Annotated in this window: 14 protein-coding genes; 13 read left to right on the top strand and 1 reads right to left on the bottom strand. The window is 39.5% G+C overall.

What is annotated here, in order from left to right:
- Window positions 1-29 precede the first annotated feature (29 nt).
- The 10 genes from trmB to DW000_RS05950 all read left to right on the top strand — a co-directional run bounded on the left by trmB (window position 30) and on the right by DW000_RS05950 (window position 9,977).
- The gene (trmB, locus tag DW000_RS05995) at window positions 30-689 is read left to right on the top strand and encodes a tRNA (guanosine(46)-N7)-methyltransferase TrmB (RefSeq protein WP_008602852.1); all 660 of its coding nucleotides are present in this window, start codon (window positions 30-32) and stop codon (window positions 687-689) included.
- A gap of 1 nt (window position 690) precedes the next feature.
- On the top strand, window positions 691-2,016 hold the full coding sequence (locus DW000_RS05990; protein WP_120055569.1) for a putative peptidoglycan glycosyltransferase FtsW: 1,326 nt from the start codon (window positions 691-693) through the stop codon (window positions 2,014-2,016).
- Between the two features lie 128 nt (window positions 2,017-2,144).
- Window positions 2,145-3,428: a uracil permease gene (uraA, locus tag DW000_RS05985; protein ID WP_008602848.1), complete on the top strand. Its 1,284-nt coding sequence runs from the start codon at window positions 2,145-2,147 to the stop codon at window positions 3,426-3,428.
- 197 nt (window positions 3,429-3,625) lie between these two features.
- Window positions 3,626-4,090, top strand: coding sequence for an NfeD family protein (locus tag DW000_RS05980; protein WP_118091020.1), 465 nt, complete (start codon window positions 3,626-3,628; stop codon window positions 4,088-4,090).
- A 36-nt stretch (window positions 4,091-4,126) separates the two neighbouring features.
- Window positions 4,127-5,083 (top strand): flotillin-like protein FloA, encoded by a 957-nt coding sequence (floA, locus tag DW000_RS05975; protein WP_004693762.1) that lies wholly within the window; start codon window positions 4,127-4,129, stop codon window positions 5,081-5,083.
- An 8-nt stretch (window positions 5,084-5,091) separates the two neighbouring features.
- Complete coding sequence (locus tag DW000_RS05970) at window positions 5,092-5,748, top strand: hypothetical protein (RefSeq protein WP_004697973.1); 657 nt, start codon at window positions 5,092-5,094, stop codon at window positions 5,746-5,748.
- A gap of 252 nt (window positions 5,749-6,000) precedes the next feature.
- Window positions 6,001-6,732, top strand: a complete 732-nt coding sequence (locus tag DW000_RS05965) for a hypothetical protein (protein WP_004697991.1) — start codon at window positions 6,001-6,003, stop codon at window positions 6,730-6,732.
- Window positions 6,733-6,786: 54 nt separating this feature from the next.
- Window positions 6,787-7,725, top strand: coding sequence for a hypothetical protein (locus DW000_RS05960; protein WP_004697985.1), 939 nt, complete (start codon window positions 6,787-6,789; stop codon window positions 7,723-7,725).
- A gap of 148 nt (window positions 7,726-7,873) precedes the next feature.
- Window positions 7,874-8,467, top strand: a complete 594-nt coding sequence (locus DW000_RS05955; protein ID WP_008602839.1) for a DNA glycosylase — start codon at window positions 7,874-7,876, stop codon at window positions 8,465-8,467.
- Between the two features lie 223 nt (window positions 8,468-8,690).
- On the top strand, window positions 8,691-9,977 hold the full coding sequence (locus DW000_RS05950) for an MFS transporter (protein ID WP_155086384.1): 1,287 nt from the start codon (window positions 8,691-8,693) through the stop codon (window positions 9,975-9,977).
- Window positions 9,978-10,054: 77 nt separating this feature from the next.
- Here the strand turns inward: DW000_RS05950 and pepT are convergent, their stop codons facing one another.
- Entirely contained in the window at window positions 10,055-11,278 is a 1,224-nt protein-coding gene (gene pepT / locus DW000_RS05945) for a peptidase T (RefSeq protein WP_120055567.1), read from the bottom strand.
- A gap of 249 nt (window positions 11,279-11,527) precedes the next feature.
- Between pepT and DW000_RS05940 the strand changes: the two genes are divergently transcribed.
- From DW000_RS05940 to mmuM, 3 genes are all read left to right on the top strand, one after another.
- On the top strand, window positions 11,528-13,465 hold the full coding sequence (locus DW000_RS05940; RefSeq protein WP_004697976.1) for an oligopeptide transporter, OPT family: 1,938 nt from the start codon (window positions 11,528-11,530) through the stop codon (window positions 13,463-13,465).
- 351 nt (window positions 13,466-13,816) lie between these two features.
- Entirely contained in the window at window positions 13,817-14,602 is a 786-nt protein-coding gene (locus DW000_RS05935) for a basic amino acid ABC transporter substrate-binding protein (RefSeq protein WP_021147762.1), read from the top strand.
- Window positions 14,603-14,678: 76 nt separating this feature from the next.
- A complete protein-coding gene (gene mmuM / locus DW000_RS05930) occupies window positions 14,679-15,704 on the top strand; it encodes a homocysteine S-methyltransferase (protein WP_120055565.1) in 1,026 nt (341 codons plus the stop codon).
- Window positions 15,705-15,745: the final 41 nt, after the last annotated feature.

Genomic DNA, 15,745 nt, shown 5'->3' with positions numbered 1-15,745 from the left:
TATTATTAAAATAGATGTAAGGAGAAAGTATGCGCCTTCGTAGAAAACCATGGATTGATGAAGCTATCCACGAATATGACTCTCACATCATTTTGTCTGGACAAGAAGAGTTTAAAGGCAAGTGGCGTGAATTATTTGAACATCCTGAGTACCCATTATATATGGAACTAGGGACGGGGAAAGGTCGCTTTATTGCGGGGATGTCTGAAGCGTATCCAAATGCTAACTTCGTAGGTTTTGAAGTACAAATGGGTGTTATCTATTATGCAGCACAAAAAATCTTTGAAGGAGAGCGAAACAATGCAAAGGTCTCTCTATTTGATATTGCAGGTATCGAAGAGATAGTGGCACCTGGAGAAGTTGATCGTTTCTATATTAACTTCTGTGATCCTTGGCCTAAGGCTAAACATGCAAAACGCCGCCTTACATATCACACATTCCTTGATCGTTATGCCCGCCTTTTGAAAGATGGTGGAGAAGTTCACTTTAAGACAGATAATGAAGGGTTGTTCATGTTCTCTCTTGAAGAGTTTAAAGCGTGTGGTTGGGAGCTTAAAAATGTAACGTATGATTTACATAGCACAGACCTTCCAAATGTAAAAACTGAGTATGAAGAGAAATTTAGTAAAAAAGGACAACCTATTTTTCGCTTAGAAGCAATTAAGCCAAAAGTTCAAAAGGAGGCTTAACATGCAAACACCGAATAAGGGGGATAGTCGGTGGGGCTCACTCTTTAAAAATGATTTACAAGGTATGCTCTTACCTATTCTTCTCATTACAATTATAGGCAGTGTAAATATCTTTAGTGCTACGTATATCAGCTCTATCTATGAAAATACGGGATTACTAGGATACTTTTTAAAACATATGACATTCTTGTTTTTGTCTATGGCGGCTGGTGTTATATTGTATCGTTACGATTACCGTAAGTTACAGAAGCCTCACATGTTGCAAAGAATTATGATTGCTACACTCATTGGTATGATTTTGGTTCTTGTGATTGGTGCAGTCATTAATGGTGCGCGTCGTTGGATTGTTATTGGGCCTGTATCGATTCAACCTTCAGAATTTGCGAAATTGGCTGCCTTGATATGGACGTCGGCTAAATTGAGTACCATGCGGAAATGGGGAAAACCAAAGCATACTAACCCTCTCATTAATTTACAAGGTTATTTTAGTGAACGTATAAGTTATATGTTGCCCATGTTAATATGGCCAATTATATTTGCAGGCTTAACAATCTTGCAACCAGATATGGGCACGACCGTACTGATTTTTGGCTTTTCCTTTGTGCTCATTTACTTAGCGGGCTTTGATGGAAAATTCTTTGGCGGAGCGTTTGCGATAGCTGGATTTCTTGGCTTTATTGCAGCTCGCATGTCACCATATCGCTGGGAACGTATTCAATCTTGGTTTGATCCTTGGCCTCATGCGCAGGATATGGGGTATCAAACAGTTCAAGGGCTGTTGGCCGTAGGTTCTGGCGGTATTTTAGGCGAAGGCTTTATGCAAGGTACATCAAAGTATTTTTACTTACCAGAAGCACATACGGACTTTGCCTTTGCTGTATGGGCCCAAGAAATGGGTTTCATTGGTGCAGTGTTTGTTGTCGTTCTGATTGCGGCTTTTACCTATTTTGGGTTCCGCATTTCTAATAAGGCTCGTGATGAATTCGGGAAATGGTTAGCAATGGGCATAACATTGCTTATCAGTGGTCAGGCTTTGTTTAACATCGCCATGGTATGCGGTATCATGCCTGTAACAGGGGTACCATTACCGTTTGTTAGTTATGGGGGCTCTTCATTATTGATGAATTTCATGGCTATTGGGTTGTTGGCAAGCATTGGTCGTCGTAATGTAGAAGGGGTAAAACAAGTTGGTACAGCTGAACCATTACCATCTTTGCGTGAAGAAACACAAAGTCGTTTTAAGCCTGCTGCTACGACGCGTACTAATAAGACAAATATGCCTGGACCGTTTAAACCACGGCCTTCTAAAAAGTCGACTCGTAGATAGACTAAATTTGAACGTTAATATCTAACGTATGTATCATAAGATAAATCTGTTTGTGTAAATTCATAGAGTATATTTAAGGACTGTACTATATGAACTTAGCATCGTTATATTGTGTGTGAGGAGAAATGATGAAAGATTATATTGATATTCAAGAACGCCCATCATGGGGCCGAATGTTACCACTTAGTTTTCAACATTTATTTGCCATGTTTGGCTCTACCGTATTGGTACCGTATTTATTAAAAGTAGACCCTGCAACAGCATTGTTTATGAATGGTATTGGTACATTATTATACTTATTCGTGTGTAAGGGTAAGATTCCTGCATATCTTGGTTCCAGCTTTGCTTTTATTGCGCCTGTAGCAGGTGTATTATCTGCTGGTCTTGGCTATGAAGCAGCAAAGGGCGCCTTCGTTATATTTGGTCTATCTTTTGTTATTTTATCTGTTCTCGTCCGTTATATTGGTACGCGTTGGATTGATAAATTATTTCCGCCAGCTGCTATGGGTGCTATCGTAGCGATTATCGGCTTAGAATTAGCGCCAGTAGCGATGAGTATGTCTGGCCTTATCGGTAATCAAGATTTAGGCATGAGCCATAGTCAAGCTGTTATTATCTCTATGTTTTCCTTAGTTGTTACCTTACTAGGAACTGTTGTGTTCCGTGGTTTCTTAGCTGTTATTCCTGTTCTTATTGGTGTTGTATCCGGTTATGTATTGTCTGCTGTGATGGGAGTTGTTGACTTCTCTGGAGTAGAAGCTGCTCCTTGGCTTTCATTGCCTCAGTTCTACGGCATGCCTGTGTTTGATATCAATGCGATTATCATGATTATGCCGGCGCTCTTCGTAGTATTTGCAGAGCATGTTGGTCATTTAGTTGTTACTAGTAATATCGTCGCTAAAGACTTGATGAAAGAGCCTGGTCTACAAAGATCCTTGCTTGGTGATGGCCTTGCAAATATTCTTTCTGGTTTCTTTGGTGCTACACCAAATACGACATATGGTGAAAACATCGGCGTACTTGCCATTACTCGTTGTTTTAGCGTATGGGTAATTGGTGGTGCTGCAGTTCTTGCGATGATTATATCCTTTGTTGGTAAAGTGGCAGCACTTATTCATGCTATCCCAGTACCTGTTATGGGCGGGGTTTCTATTCTCTTGTTCGGCATTATCGCAGCATCTGGCTTGCGTATGCTTGTAGAACGTAAGGTGGATTATACAAACCCTGTTAATATGATTCTTACATCCGTTATCCTTGTAGTAGGTCTTAGCGGCGCAGAACTTGCTGTTGGACCTGTAGTGTTAAAAGGGATGGGGCTTGCTACTGTAGTAGGTATGGCGATGAGCATTTGCTTATTGATCCTTCAAAAAACAGGCGTTGGCAACGACCAATTGAAAAAAACAGAAGTATAACCTTATACGACTTCGAGCTCTTGGCATAGAACCTTGAGATTAAAGTAAATTGACTTGTATTCAATATAATAAACGACTACTGAATCAGATTGTATCTGTGAAAGTAGTCGTTTTTATTTAGTGTCTTTATAATTTATCCTCAATATTGTATAATGAACATATAAGTTGCATAAAATTAATTATAGAGAGGAGGGCCTATGGAGTTTTTAATATGGATGGCTATCGGTGTTTCCTTGATGGCTGTAGAACTCGTAGTACCAGGCGGTATTTTAGGTCTTATCGGTTATTGCGCATTCCTTTGGGGCGTTTATGTAGCTCTTGGGGAAGGTACGGTAGCATTGTATGCCGTACTAGGATTAACAGCCTTGTTAATTGTCATTATCATCGTGTTCTTTAATCACTTTGAAAAGACTTGGATAGGCAAATTGTTTACTTTAGGGCAACGATCTACGACAAAAGCTGGTTATATATCTAATGATGTATTAGAAGATTTGGCTGGCAAGGAAGGCGTAGCTCATACAACACTACGCCCTGCAGGTATTGCTAAAATTAATGGTAATTTGGTAGATGTTGTGACCGAAGGTGACTTCATCGATGCCGGTTCACCTATTGTGGTACTTCGCGTTGTAGGTGGCCGCAATATTGTTAGAAAGCGTGATTAAGCTTTCGCAACATCGTTGTAAATAATGGAGGTTATTATGGATGTAGGTATTTTAATTTTGATTCCCATTTTGCTGATTGGTATTATGGTATTCTTATATGTTGTGCCATTAGGGCTTTGGGTATCTGCTCTAGCAGCGGGCGTTAACGTAGGTATCTTTACACTTGTAGGTATGCGCTTACGTCGTGTAAATCCGTCTCAAATCGTAATGCCTTTGATTAAAGCTAATAAAGCTGGTCTTGATGTGAATGTAAATCAGTTGGAAGCGCATTACCTAGCTGGTGGTGACGTTGACCGCGTTGTAGACGCTTTGATTGCCGCTGAACGGGCATCTATTCCATTGACCTTTGAACGTTCCGCAGCTATCGACCTCGCAGGTCGTGATGTATTGGAAGCGGTTCAAATGTCCGTTAATCCTAAGGTTATTGAAACTCCAATTATCTCTGCAGTAGCAAAAAATGGTATCGAATTGAAAGTTCGTGCTCGTGTAACTGTACGTGCTAATATCGATCGCCTCGTTGGTGGTGCTGGTGAGGCTACAATTATTGCCCGCGTAGGTGAAGGTATCGTTACGACCGTAGGTTCCTCTGAAGAACATACAGATGTATTGGAAAATCCAGATCACATTTCCCGTACTGTATTGGGTAAAGGCCTTGATGCGGGTACTGCATTCGAAATCTTGTCCATCGATATCGCTGACGTAGACGTGGGACGTAACATTGGCGCTCAATTGCAAACTGACCAAGCGGAAGCGGATAAGAAAATCGCTCAAGCTCGTGCGGAAGAACGTCGTGCAATGGCTGTTGCTACAGAACAAGAAATGCGTGCTAAAACACAAGACATGCAAGCTAAGGTTGTGGAAGCACAAGCTGAAGTCCCTAAAGCATTGGCAGAAGCTTTCAGAAATGGTAATCTTGGCGTTATGGATTACTACAATATGAACAATATTATTGCAGACACTAAAATGCGTGAAAACTTAGCAGATGGTGAATAGGAGTAGCTATGGACTCTATTTTGTCTTCAGTGCTATCCATCTTTTCGCATAATCCAATCTTTGTTTTAGGTATCATAGCGTACATTGCTTTTTCCATTATAAAAAATAAGAATACTGAAGAGTCTGAAGAGTATGATGAGTATGAAAGCTCTAGTGGCGGAACTTGGGAAGATATGGAGCGCGAATATGGCATCTCCATAGAACGCAAGGTAGATGAACCGTCTATGGATGATTTGTCTAAGGTTGATGACTTTTATCGGGACTCTTATGAAGATAAACCGATTGTAAATCAGCAACCAGAAGCACCATCGAAAACTATGGAGGACATACATTTCAATGAAGAGGCTGCAGCAGCTCAACGAGATATTGAAGCCTTATCAATGAAAAGTTCCAGTAGCACTCCAAGTTATACTACCAGTAAGACTCGCTTAGATAGAGAAGCTGTTACGGGGCCGACCTTAAGTGAAAGACTAGCTGAGTTTAAACGAGATAAAGTAGCTAAAGAGGGGCAAGTTCTTATTGAAAATGTAGGCATTACAACTGCGCCTACTGCTCTAGCTGCGACTTCAACTCGCGGTCGTAAATCTAATCATGCTTTAAAAGAGGGCATGAAATGGTTCATCATTTTAAGTAAACCTAAAGCTCTTGAACGTAGATACCGTTAATGAAGTAATCTATTTATAAGTGTATAAACCAATTATGGTTTTATTGGAATATAAATAATAATGGATTGTGCACTGATGTGGTATAGCAACCATACTGTCACATATCATAATGTGGGGCATATAATTACATATTGAAAGAGGTTCCTATTGGTCACCTATGTGACTATTAGGAACCTCTTTTTTATTGTTTTTTCCTAGTGAAACTTTCACAATAATAGGGGAAGGAGTTCGTTTATAAGGAAAGGTAAAATTATGTATCGAAATGTGCGTGTTATACCAAAACAGTTGTTGTACCAATTATATATAGAGAAGCAATGGAGCGTTCGCGATGTGGCGGATTATTTTCAATGTAGTGTTGATACCATCATGCGCCGTATGAAAGCGTACGATATCGAACGGAGGCCTCTGAAGAAAGAAATCAATATGGTCCATGTACAAGCTTTGTATGAGACCGGTAAGTGGTCGCTCCATTCATTAGCAAAGCGTTATGATGTGTCTATTACGACGATAGCGAATCGCTTGAAAGAATATGGATTGGCTTGTCAGCAATCAAATAAAAACGTCTCTATAGATGTAGTACGTATATGTAGGGCTTATAAAAGTGGAAATAGTACAGATGCCATTGCTCGTATGTATGGTATATCGCGATGGAAAGTTCACCATGTATTGCGGCATATGGGGAATTGCTTACTTCCTAAAGTTCGAAAGCCTATGCGCGTAGAGGAGATGGCTTATTTATATATTCATCATCACATGAGTACAGATGACATTGGCCTAGCTTATGGGATACGTGGTTCTACAGTGGCAATTTATTTGCGAGAGCAAGGTATAGAAATAAGGGCAAATACTCTTGATCTAGACGAAAATAAGATTAAAAAACTCCGTGCTCAAGGTTATGGAGTTGCAAAGATTGCACAGGCGATGGGTTGCTCTACCTCTGCTGTGCGAAAGCGTCTAGCTATGAAAAAATATATCTCTCCTTGATGTAGTGTGGTAGATACTATATACTTAAATTTATACAATGATGGGAGGAATATTATGCTCGAAATTATATCTGCTTTAACACCGTTTTTATTACTGGGCTTAGTGGCTGCTGGTTTATCTCGCCTTTCTGGGGTAGCCTTATCTATGGTTGTAGTACCAACTTTATTGATTTGGGGTGCCACTGCGGTTGACGTAATCGCCTTTATGTTGCTCTTTGTGGTGTACAACAACTTCACTATGGAAACACAAGATATTCGTTTAGATTATAAAGATCTTGTCTTATTCCCTAAATGGCGCTTGTGCATTCCCTTTATTTTGAGTTTGGTGAGCGCTTTCTTTGTTCCTGCTGCAGGCATTGCTGTTTTTATGGCTTGCTTTGTTTTAGAGTTATTGGCTACTGTGTATAAACGCATTCCTGAAAATAAACGACCTCGTTTACAGCGCGTAATAGTAGCATCGATTTTGAGTGCTGTTGCAACAGCTGTAGGTGCTTATATAGGTCCTAAAATTCCTAGTGAATTCTACTTTGTCTGTGTAGGCGTAGCCATTTTAATCGTTACGGACTTTGCATGGTATGCCGGCAAGCATAGAGATGCTTTTAGAAACGTATGGGATAGCATTTGGGCTGGTTTTAATATATTCTTAGGCATGTTTGGCATAGAGGCTTCATATTATCCAGCTGCACTTACGCGATCTATTCCAAATCCAATGGATCGCATGTTGCCTATGGTTACTGTAGTAGGTGGCTATGCAGGCCTTATGGTAGTATTCGGCTTTTATAACATTTTTTCTATACCGTCTTTAATTACGGCCATCGGTGCTGCTATAGGGATACGCCTCTTTGGTATGTATGAATTCCCTCGAAATGGCAGTTTCTCTTATTTGGCAATCGGTTTTGCCGTGGCTGCTGTAATTTGCTTGTACCTCGTATCTCCGACACCAGTTGGTTTTGATCATATTAATACCTTGGTTTCTCAACCAATTGGTCAATAATGATAGATAATGTAAGTCTGTTGATATATTTTAATAAGTTCTTTAGTTGCTTTTACATAGGAGCCAATTGGATTATAATGTGTGATGTATCTCATATATTGTATTGAAAATTAAGTTCATATTAGAATGTGAAAGGAGTTGATGCTATATGGCAGAAACAATTGAAACAAGACCATTCCCTCCATTCTTACCAAAGAAGGCAACAGTCATGATGATGGGCACATTTCCTCCAGAACAATCAAAACGGGCTATGGAATTCCATTATCCAAATTTCCAAAATGATATGTGGCGTGTATTTGGCCTCGTATTCTTTGATGAAAAAGATCATTTTAGAAATGGTGAGGAAAAAGCGATGGATCCTGAGAAGATCAAAGCCTTTTTGTCTGAAGCTGGAATTGCATCTTGTCCTACTGTTTTGAAAGCTATTCGCGAAAAAGGGAATGCATCTGATGCATTTCTTAAGGTCGTTGAACCAGTTCCACTTGCAGACGTACTGGAGCAAATCCCTGACTGTAAGCATATTGGTACAACAGGCGGCAAGGCTACGGAGATTTTATTGAGCCTTTTACCAGAAAAGGTTAAATTACCTAAAACTGGTGAAACAATTCCTTTTGTATTTAATGGTCGGGAATTGACATTGACACGTTTGCCATCTACATCACGTGCCTATCCGTTGAGTCTACCGAAAAAGGCTGAAGCGTACAAGAATTTCTTCAAAGCTTGTGGTCTAAAAACAAAATAAATATTTAAAGTAGCACCTTTAATAGTTGGCTTTGAGTCTTTTGGTCTCATCTGTCGCTATTGAAGGTGCTTTTATATCGTAAAAATATATGAGGTATTAAAATGGAAATTAATGCATATTTATTGTGAATATGTAGTTTGTTATAAATAAAATTGATGAGATATATAATATTTTAATTCTTGTTTTTTATAATGAGAGGTTTATAATTAACCGTTGTCGCAAACTGGTTGACAATAATTTAAAAAATGGAGTTGATAATATGGATAAGGCTAAGGAGGCCTTGTGGACAAAATCCTTTGTCCTTGATACTTTGATTAATTTCTTAGTATTTTTAATTTATTATTTATTAATCGTTATTATTGCGGTTGTAGCAAAAGATAATCTTCATGCTACGGCTAGTCAAGCGGGACTTGCTGTTGGTATATATATTATTGGCACCGTTGTAGCCCGTTTGTTGGCAGGGCGGTTTATCAGTATCCTAGGGTGTCGCAAGATGCTCTATTTAGGGTTATTGATTTACTTGATTTCAACGGCTATGTATTTCTACACACCTAATTTACTAATGCTTGATAGTGTTCGTTTCTTAAATGGTTTTGCTTATGGTATTACATCTACTGCTACAAGTACTATCATAGCTGCTATTATTCCTACGTCACGCCGTGGGGAAGGGATTAACTATTATGGTTTATCTACCTCTCTAGCAGCTGCAGTAGGGCCATTCTTAGGTATCTTGATGCTTCATAGTCTTGGTTATGATTTCATCATCGCATTCTGTGTTGCACTTATCATCCTCTGTGGTATTGGCTCAGTAATCATGAAATTTAATGAACCTAAACTTGGTATCGAATCTGAAGCACATAAGGGCATTAGAATCTCGGACTACATTGAACCACGGATGAATTCAATCAGTCTTGTTTCCATTCTAGTCGGTTTTGCCTACTCTGGTGTTATTGGCTTTATGGCAGCCTACACAAAAGACCTAGATCTTATTATGGCAGGTACCTTCTTCTTTGTTGTATATGCTGTAGTTATTACTATAACAAGACCATTGCTTGGCATTGTGTTTGATATGAAAGGGGAAAACTTTGTTCTTTATCCTTGTTTTGTATCCTTAGCACTTGGTATTTTCTTATTATCCATCGCTCACTCCACATGGCTTGTGCTTTTATCGGCTGTGTTTGTTGGCCTTGGATATGGTACATTTATGTCCAACGGACAAGCTGTTACTGTTAAAATAGTACCTGTTCATCGTATTGGTGTTGCCACATCCACATACTTCATTGCCTTGGACATGGGGCTAGGCTTTGGCCCCTATATTTTAGGCGCTGTTAAAGAGGTTGTAGGTTATACTAGTATGTTCCATGTAACCGTTGTTGTGGCGCTCCTTGCACTAGTTGCTTATTATTTATTATATGGTCGTTATGTGGGGACTGAAAGAGATCTTTCTTTAAAAGCTCGCGCTGAAGAGGAAGAAATTAGAAATCGTAAGCGTAATAATAAGCTTGCGTAATATGTAAATTAAAAGGACTATACGAGCCTAGGCTCGTATAGTCCTTTTTGTTATCTACTACTGCTTTGCTAATGCTATTATTTTTCAATATTTACAATATTAACGATAACTTCAACAGCTTTTTTCATATCATCGATACATGCAAATTCATGACGACCATGTAGGTTTTCTACGCCTGTAAAAATATTGGGTGTAGGAATGCCCATGAAGGAGATTTTAGATCCATCTGTGCCACCGCGAATAGGATCACAAATAGGTGTAATCCCAGCTTTTTCCATTGCTGCTTTGGCTACATTTACACATTCCATATTGTCTTTGATGATATCGTACATGTTGTAGTATTGGTCTTTTACAGATACTTCACATACTTCACGACCATATATTTCGTTCAATGTTTGACCTGCTTGTAAGAAGAATGTTTTTTTTGCTTCAAACAATTCCTTATCATGGTCGCGGATAATGTAGTTCATTTTACCGCTATCTACTTGTGTTTCCATGCTCATGAGCATAAAGAAACCTTGGCGACCACAGGTGTGCTCAGGAACAGCTGCTCCTGGCAATAAAGCGTCAAATTGCATAGCTAGTTTAGCACAGTTGATCATAATGCCCTTGGCTGTGCCTGTGTGAACAGAAACACCTTTCAGGGTAACGGTACCGCCTGCGGCATTAAAGGTTTCGTATTCAAGTTGGCCTAGACTTTCACCATCGATAGTGTAAGCATAGTCTACAGGGAATTGTTTAACATCGAAGTGGTCTGCGCCAGTACCGATTTCTTCGTCTGGACCGAAAGCACACATGATTTTACCGTGTTTGATTTCTGGATGAGCTACGAGGTAGGCGAGAGCTTCCATGATTTCACAGATTCCGGCCTTGTCGTCACCACCGAGGAGTGTTAAACCGTCAGTTACGACTAAAGATTTGCCAATGTAATTTTTTAGATTTGGAAAGTCGGCACGTCGGGTGAAGATTTGGTGTTCTTCGTTGAGGCAAATATCACTACCATCATAGTTTTCTACGATACGAGGTTTAATATTTTCTGCATTATAATCAGCTGTATCCATATGGGCAATGAAGCCGATGGAAGGAGCTTTCTCATCAGTGTTAGCATGTAATGTGCCGATGACAAAACCATTTTCACGATTATAAATAACCTCATCTAAACCTATTGCCTTTAAATCGGGAACGAGCACATTCGTAGCAAAGTCTACTTGAGTTTGAGTACTAGGAATGGTTGTACTTTCCTCATTAGACCGTGTATTTATGCTCGTATAGCGTACAAAACGTTCGACCATTGATTCCATAATGAGCCTCCTCGTAAGTAAACATACGTGTTATACAGGGCAGTATACGATACCGTTACATAATAATAGAGATTCTTAATATACTTTCATTGTAGAACAGGGACGCCAAAAATGCAAAATAATTATTTATAGGGGGTGTGTTGTTTTATTCGCATAGTGCATAGAAAACCATTGAACCATGTGTAGTACCGTGTTAGTATAAAGGTGAATAGTTATACGTTTGTACTTTTTCTGTTAGGAGGTTTTATTATGTCGGACGAGGTTCGTTCCATTCCGCCCATAGAACCGGTGTTAGATCCTAAGAAAGATTACGTAGAGATTAACTCATATGTAGTCTTCTGGGGCTTGTTCTATGCGGCAGTTTTCACATTGGCTGTTGGCTATTTATGTTTGAAAATCGGTCAAACAGTAGATGCCTTTGCACCAGTATCTGTACTTGCTATGGGTACAGCAGTTATTTTAAAGCGGCAAAATGCTTTTGCCGAAACGGTACACATTCAAGCTATCGCTAGTTCTAGTACGAACACATTAGCAGGGGCTATGTTCTTCTTGCCAGCTCTTTATATCTGGAATGTAACAGATGTATCCTTTGTACAAATGGCGATTCCTATCATTCTTGGCGGCGTTTTAGGTGTTTTATTATGCGTTATGTTCCGTCGCTATTTCGTTGAGGAAATGCACTATGTGTATCCGTTCCCAAGTGGTCGTGCTGCAGCGGAAGTATTGATGAGTAATGAAGGTAGCAAAGCAAAACTTATGCTTGGCTCTGGTTTAATTGCTCTCGTGTATGACTTTATTCTTAATAGTTTAGGGTGGTGGCAAGAGGTTATTCGCACTGCTACCTTTAAGTGGGGGGCAGCCCTTGCAGATCAAACTAAGCTAACCGCAGCGGTAGATACTGATGCAGCATTGCTTGGCCTTGGTTATTTCACGGGCCTTCGCTATGCGGCTATCATTGCAGCCGGTTCCTTCTTCTCTTGGTTTGTATGTATTCCGATTGTGTACTATTTAGCGCCTGAACATATCATGCAAATTGGCGGCCATGCAGTTCCATTAGGGGAGGCCCCAATTCGTAAGGTATTCCTTGATTATGTTCGTCATATTGGTATCGGCATGCTCGCTATGGCAGGCATCATCGGTCTAATTACAATGTCTAAAGTGGTAGCAAATGTTGTTAAAAATGCAGTGCTTGACATCTTTAGTTCTAAAACTGTAGATGTTAATTTGCTTCGTACACAACGTGATGTACCTACATCTTGGATTGGTGCTGGCATCTTGTTATGTACAGTTTTATTTGCAGCATATTTCCATTTTATGTATGCTGAAAGCTTCGGACAAACAATTGTAGCGTTCTTAATCGTTCTTATTATGTCCTTCCTATTGTCTGTAGTGGGGATTAGCTCCATCGCTTATACAGGTACAGAACCAGTTTCAGGTATGACAATCTTTATGATTATCATCTCCGCTGTATGCTTAACCGCAGCAGGTATGACTGGTAAGGTCGGCATGATTGCAGTCCTCATGATGGCATCTTTTATCGGTACTACTATTGGGATGGCTGGTAACTTCATGTCTGAACTTAAGGTGGCACATATGACAGGTGCTACACCTAAGAAAATGGAACAATGGCAAATCGTTGGTACTATTCTTTGTGCCGTACTTTCTGTAGGTGTTATGATTCTTTTGAACGATGCTTATGGATTTGTAGGAGATCATGCATTAAATGCACCTCAAGCGAACGCTATGGCTGCCATCATTGAGCCAATGATGACTGGTGGTAGTGCTCAATGGCCTCTATACATGGCTGGCGCATTATTTGCAATTATCTTGTGGATGGTAAGAGTTCCACCATTGGCATTTGCTTTGGGCACATATTTGCCAATGGAAATCAACACACCATTACTTATCGGAGGTTTGATTGCGTATCTTGTACAAAATAGTACAAAAGACAAAGAATTGGCAGATCTTCGCTTCTCCAAAGGTAGTACAATTGCCTCTGGTCTCGTAGCTGGTGGTGCTATTGGCTCCTTGTTCAGTGCGGTGCTTCGCATTGCAGGTGTTGATGTATTTGCTCAAGCTTGGGTAGAAACACCTGAAGCGACATACCTCAGTATCGTAATGTATTTATTACTCTGTACGTTCTTGTACAAGGTAGCTATGTATATAAAAGCTAAACATGCTAAATAAATTACATACTATATATCCTAAATGAATTGAATAGCTTATTTATTCTATAAATAACCAGGAATCCTCCATTTTGGAGATGACCGCCTTTATCAAGTTTCATCTATGCTTGGTAAAGGCGGTCTTTTTATATACTTAGGAATGTTATTTTCGATATAGCTAAAAACTATATCAATTCAATACCTATTGGTATAGTTGGATTTATTGACCCGTACTATATCGAATGTTATCATAAAACTATAATACCTTTAGAGGTATTATTTTTATTATGCTCATAAGTGTAAGTATAAATATATTAGTTAATTAAGAAGAACTCTGTTTCTAGATAGAACGGAGAGAAGTAAGGGTAATAATATGAAATTTAAGAAAATAGCAGCTCTATTAGGGGCTTTCACCATTGCTAGTAGTTTATTAATCGCAGGCTGTGGTCAGGAGGGGAATAGTCAGAAGGCATGGCGCGTAGGTACTGATGCGACCTATGCACCATTTGGTTTTAAAGACAAAGATAGTGGTAAATTAGCTGGATTTGATATTGATATTATCAATGCGATTGCAAACGAAGAGGGCATAGAAGCAGATATTCAAAATCTAAACTTTGATGCGCTTTTACCAGCATTACAAAGTAACACCATCGACATCGCTATTTCGGATATGACTATTTCTGAAGAACGTGCAAAATCCGTTGATTTTAGTAAACCGTACTATATTGCAGGTAATGGTCTCGTTGTGAACATTGATAACACCAATATTAATAGCTTTAAGGATCTAGAAGGTAAACGCATTGGTGTATCCATCGGCTCTACTGGTGCAGAGATTGCTAGCAAGATTCCCAATGCCGATGTACGTCAGTTTAATATCATTGTCGATGCGTTCTTAGAATTGCAAAATAAAGGAGTCGATGTAGTTATCAATGATACACCAGTAAACGAATATTATGTTAATGGTAAGGGCAAAGGTATCGCAAAGGTTACTGGAGAGGACTATGATGCGGCACCACTAGGTATTGCTGTGAAAAAAGGCAATACAGAGTTGCTTAACAAAATCAATGATGGTTTGGCAAAGATCAAAGCAAACGGTAAATACGCAGAAATTTATAAGAAATGGTTTGGTAAGGAGCCTCCAGCAGAGGTATTAAAATAGTTTGTAGATAGTACCAGAATGTATTATTTGATATAATATGCTAGGTAAGCCTCGTGTTATAAGAGGTATGTATAGAATGGGTGGTATGATGGCTAAACGAAGTGCATTTTTAGATATTATTAAGGAAAAGGGCGCCCTCGTCTTAGATGGGGCTTTAGGGACCGAATTAGAGCGTTATGGCTGTGATATTCAACATAAGTTGTGGTCTGCTAAGGTTCTCATGGATCAGCCAGATATCATCAAGAAAATACATATTTCTTATTTAGCTGCGGGTGCCGATATCATTCAAAGCTCTGGCTATCAAGCGACAGTAGCAGGCTTTAAAGGTTTAGGTTATGGAACGGAAGAAGCGATAGAGCTCGTTAAACTATCTGTTCGTTTAGCCGTGCAAGCTCGTAATGAGTTTTTAGAAGCAAAGGCGAGTGGGGCGCTTACATTGCGTGGTATTAAACTTGGCGAAGAGACTCCTGAGGGGGTTAGATATTTTTCTGAAGGTGCTTTACCTAAACCGTTGGTGGCAGCCTCTGTAGGACCTTATGGCGCTTTCTTGGCTGATGGCTCTGAATACCGTGGTTATCCTGATGTGCAAACAGAATATCTAGAGATATTCCATATTCCACGGCTAGCATTATTCTGCGAAGAACATCCAGACATATTATCCTTTGAAACTATACCGTCTTATGCTGAAGCGATTGCTATTGCGAGAGCTATGTCTGATCCGTTTACATCAAAAGGTATTCCCGGGTGGATTTCTTTTTCCTGTAAGGATGGGCATCATGTTTCTAGTGGCGAAACCATTATTAAATGTGCACAAATGATCGATAAGGTACATCCTATTACGGGGATTGGCATTAATTGTACTAAACCGGAATATGTAGAATCCTTGATAAAAGATATTCGTACTGTTACAGATAAACCGATTGCTGTATATCCTAATCTTGGTGAAAGCTATGATAGTAAAACTAAAACTTGGTATGGCGATGCTGCATCATTTGTAGACTACGTTGAGGTATGGCGAAAAGCTGGAGCTGAAATCATTGGTGGCTGTTGTAGAACAACACCTGAAATTATCGGTGATATTGCAAAGAAAATTCACAACTAATATAGTGTGATATACAAAAAGCTATTCGAGTATAATTCGAA

The organism is Veillonella sp. AF36-20BH (assembly GCF_003602765.1).
GTDB lineage: Bacteria > Bacillota > Negativicutes > Veillonellales > Veillonellaceae > Veillonella > Veillonella hominis.
The sequence above is the reverse complement of the archived record's forward strand: the minus strand, read 5'-3'. Positions and strand labels throughout refer to the sequence as shown.